We start from the raw sequence: 4061 nt of genomic DNA on the forward strand, positions 1-4061 counted from the left end.
TCCCGAAGACCACTATCAGGCAAACAGGCGGTAAAAATCCAGCCCCGCCGGGACAATCGGGCATTGCGGTCCCGCATGTCGCTCCACATGCGACGCAACGAGACGATCCGGGGCCATCTCGATCGGCCGCCGCGACCGGCCGGCTTTCAAAACGACTGTGTTCTGAATCGCTTGGGGGGCCAGCCCGAAGACCTGATTCAGGCTCTTCATGCGGCATTTCAATCATGCTGGGCGCACGACCTCCGGACGGGTATCCGCGATATCCGCAGAAATTCGTCGCGATAGAGGTCGCAACCCGGCCACACATGTTGCTAAGAAGAGCGACGGAAAAACCGCTATTTCTTGTTCGGGGAGACGCATGACACACACCGTCATCATCGGGGGAAGCCACGCGGGCGTCGCGGCGGCCGCGGCGCTGCGCCAGCACGACGCCGACATGGAGATCACGCTCGTCTGCGCGGAGAACCAGATTCCCTATCAGCGCCCGCCGCTTTCCAAGGCCTACATGTCCGGCGAGATGAGTCTCGACCGGCTGCGGCTGCGCCCGGCCACATGGTACGAGGAAAACCGCATCGCGCTGAAGCTCGGCATCGCCGCGACGTCAATCGACCGCACGGAGAAATTCGTCCACCTGGAGAGCGGCGACGGGCTTGCCTATGACGCGCTGGTGCTGGCGACCGGCGCCAGCGCGCGGCGCCTGCCGCCCGAGATCGGCGGCGATCTGCCGAATGTCCGCGTGATGCGCACGCTCGACGACGCCGACGGGCTGATGGCGGTGATGAAGCCTGGCCAGAAGCTGATCGTCATCGGCGGCGGCTATATCGGGCTGGAAGCGGCCGCCGAAGCCGCCAAGAAAGGGCTCGAGGTCACCGTGATCGAGGCCGCCGAGCGTATCCTCAAGCGCGTCGCCTGCAAGGAGACGGCGGACGCCTTCCGCGCCCTGCATGAATCCCACGGCGTCACAGTGCTGGAAGACACCCAGATCGAGCGTCTCGTCGAGTCGGGCGGCGTCGCGACCGCCGTTCGGCTCGCCAATGGCCAGGAACTGCCGCTCGACATCGCAATCGTCGGGATCGGCGTCGCCCCGAATGTCGAGATCGCGGAGGCCGCCGGCCTGCATGTCGCGGTCGGCGTCGTCGTCGACGATCACGGCCGGACCTCCGATCCCTCGATCCATGCTGCTGGTGACTGCGCCGTGCTGCCGTTCCAGAACATGCCGACGCGGCTCGAATCCGTGCAGAACGCGCATGACCAGGCCGCCGCCGTCGCCGCCAACATCGCCGGCACCGACACGGTCTACGATCCGCATCCGTGGTTCTGGTCGGACCAGTACGACATGAAGCTGCAGATCGCCGGGCTCAACCGCGGCTACGACGCCGTCGTCGTGCGGCATGGCAAGCGCGAGGGCAGCGTCTCGCATTTCTATTTCCGCCAGGGCCGCTTCATCGCGGTCGACTGCATGAACGATGCGGCGACCTACGCGATGAGCCGCAAGCTGCTGGAAGCCGGCGCGGCGATCTCGCCGGAACAGATCGCCGACGTGGCCTTCGACCTGCGCGCGGCAATGAAGGCGCTGCAGGGATAGCTACAGCGTCGCGCGGTCGACGACCTCGACGCCGTCCTGCACCCCGTCGCTCGGGTGCGTGATGACCTTGGTGCCTTCCTCGATGCCGGAGGTGATCTCGGCCATCAGGCCGCTGCGCCTTCCGACCTCGACCGGAACCTGGCGCGCAACGCCGTCCTCGACCGTGAACAGCGCCCAGGCGCCGTCGCTGCGAAACAGCGCCGAAATCGGCACCTGCAGGATGTTCTCGCCCTCCCAGGTGACGATACGCACGAAGACGGCATAGCCATCGCCGAGCCCCTTGCCGATCACGTCGCCATCCTCGAAATCGAATTTGACGTCGACGCGCTGCTCCTCAATGCCGAGGGCGGAGACCTTGGTGTGGGCGGCCGGATCGACTTCGCGCACCTTGGCATGCAGCGTTTCGCCGCCGCCCCAGCGCTCGACCAGCACCGGCGCGCCCGGTTTCACATGCACCGCGTCCGCCGACAGGATGTCGGCGACGATTTCCAGATTGTCGGGCTGGCCGATCGACAAGAGCTCCGCGCCCTGCTGGACCGGGCGCTCGCTGACATTGACGATATCGAGGACGACGCCGTCGGCCGGCGCGAAGATCGGCACGCAGCAGGTTTCGTCCGTGCCGCCGTTCTGCGGCGGACCCGGCTCGATCAGCGCCGCCTGGGCGCGGGCGAGCGCGCTCTTGGCCGCCTCGCGGCTGGCCTTGGCGGACTCGAGCGCGGACTCGCGAACCGTCTTCGCCTGCGCGGCGTCCTCCAATTGCGTCAGCGAAGCGACACCGCGGTCGACCAGCGTCTGGATGCGCGAATATTGCGAGATGGCGTAGTTCAGTTCCTCCTCCGCCTGGCGCACTTTGCTTTCGGCGACCTGCAGCGAGGCTTGCGCCTCGCGCACGGCGGCCTCGGCCTGGACGCGGGTGCGCGTATCGAGGAAACCGGTTTCCGACGGCCGGACAACGCCGACCACGGTTTCGCCCTTCGCGACCTTGTCGCCGACGGCGACGGGCGAACGCTGCGCGGTGCCGGAAATCGGCGCCGACACCTCGTAGATGTCGCGGATCTGCGTCTTGCCGTCGGCGTCGACCGTGATGCTCATCGCGCCGCGCGCCGCGACATGCAGATCGACGGGAACCGGGGCGGGGCGGAACGCGTAGTAGAGCAGGCCGATCAGGGCCACGACCGCGACCAGGCTGATGATGACCGTGCGAAGTTTGAACGGCATGGATTACTCCCGCGTTTTCATGACGGAGACGAGGTTCATTGTATCGAGCCGGCGGCGCACAACGAGCACCGAGACGACGGCGACGACAACGGCGATGACGCTGGCATAACCGAAGGTCCGGCGCGTCAGGATGATCGGGATCGCGTAGAGATCGCTCTGGAAGGCAAAGCTCATGGCCCATGCAATCAGGGCCCCGAGAGCCCAGCCGAGCGGCTGGGCGGCAAGAACGAGCAGCAGTGTCTCGCCCATCAGGATGTAGGAAACCTCGGCATTGGTGAAGCCGAGAATGCGCAGGCTCGCCAGTTCGCGGGCACGCTCGGAAAGCTGGATGCGGGCGCTGTTATAGGTCACGCCGATGGTGATCATCGCGGCGATGGCGATATAGACCGTCGCCATGATCAGGACGTTTTCCTCGATCGTGTCCTTGAAGGTCTGGCGCATGTCGTTGAGCAGAACCAGTCCGGAGAGCTTGGGCGTCTCTTTCAGCTTCTTGTACAGATCGTCCAGCTTCGAATCGTCGATCAGGATGTTGGCGACCGAGATCCGCGGCGACTCCCGGAACAGTTTCGCGGCGTATTCCGCGTTCATGTAGCCGTTGAGGCCGAAATACTGCGTCACCTTGCCGGAAACGGCGAGGCGGTGATGTTCGCGCCGCCCGGTCAGGAACTGCACGTCGATCATGTCGCCCGGCTCGACGCCGAGTTCCCCGGCCAGCCGTTCGGTCAGGAGGATCCCCTCCTCCGGCGCGCGGATCACCTTGCCGTCGGCGTCGATGACACGGCTGAGATCGGAATCGGGCCATTGCGCCTCGATGCTGACGCGTTTTTCCAGATGGCCGTGGGTCAGTTTCACCGGCAGCGCCTGCTGGCCCTCCGCGCGCAGGACGCCCGGAAGCTCTTTCACGTCCTCGAGGGCGCCAAGCGGCAGGTCCGAGGAAAAGATCAGCATGGCGTCCTGTCGGTTGGACTGGAAGAACGCGACATCGAGGATCTTGTCGAAGGAGTCCTCCATGAAACTGGAGGCGACCAGCACCGAGACAGCGAGCGCCAACCCGAGTGTCGTCATGATCGAACGCGCCGGCCAACGCGTGATGCCGCGCAGAATCATGATGGTCGGCTGCGACAGCCGCAGGTACGTGAACAGCCGGTCGAAGACGCCGCGGCGGAAATTCGGCGGCGGCGGCGGCACCATCGCGACCGCCGGCTCCATCCGGGCCGCCTTCAACGCGTTCATGATCGCGCCCAGCGCCGCCGAGGCG

4 protein-coding genes are annotated in these 4061 nt (G+C 65.8%); 1 reads left to right on the top strand and 3 read right to left on the bottom strand.

What is annotated here, in order from left to right:
• Positions 1 to 15 precede the first annotated feature (15 nt).
• On the bottom strand, positions 16 to 210 hold the full coding sequence (locus tag IG169_RS10280; protein ID WP_193176124.1) for a hypothetical protein: 195 nt from the start codon (positions 208 to 210) through the stop codon (positions 16 to 18).
• 148 nt (positions 211 to 358) lie between these two features.
• Here IG169_RS10280 and IG169_RS10285 point away from each other — a divergent pair, with 148 nt between their 5' ends.
• The gene (locus IG169_RS10285; RefSeq protein ID WP_193176125.1) at positions 359 to 1585 is read left to right on the top strand and encodes an NAD(P)/FAD-dependent oxidoreductase; all 1227 of its coding nucleotides are present in this window, start codon (positions 359 to 361) and stop codon (positions 1583 to 1585) included.
• On the opposite strand, the gene IG169_RS10290 is transcribed toward IG169_RS10285, so the two are convergent.
• Positions 1586 to 2803, bottom strand: a complete 1218-nt coding sequence (locus IG169_RS10290; RefSeq protein WP_193176126.1) for an efflux RND transporter periplasmic adaptor subunit — start codon at positions 2801 to 2803, stop codon at positions 1586 to 1588.
• Positions 2804 to 2806: 3 nt separating this feature from the next.
• Positions 2807 to 4061, bottom strand: a 1255-nt coding sequence (locus IG169_RS10295; protein ID WP_193176127.1) for an ABC transporter permease, incomplete at its 5' end; no start/stop codon positions are given.

Origin of the sequence: Oricola nitratireducens, from assembly GCF_014904745.1 — a bacterium.
GTDB lineage: Bacteria > Pseudomonadota > Alphaproteobacteria > Rhizobiales > Rhizobiaceae > Oricola > Oricola nitratireducens.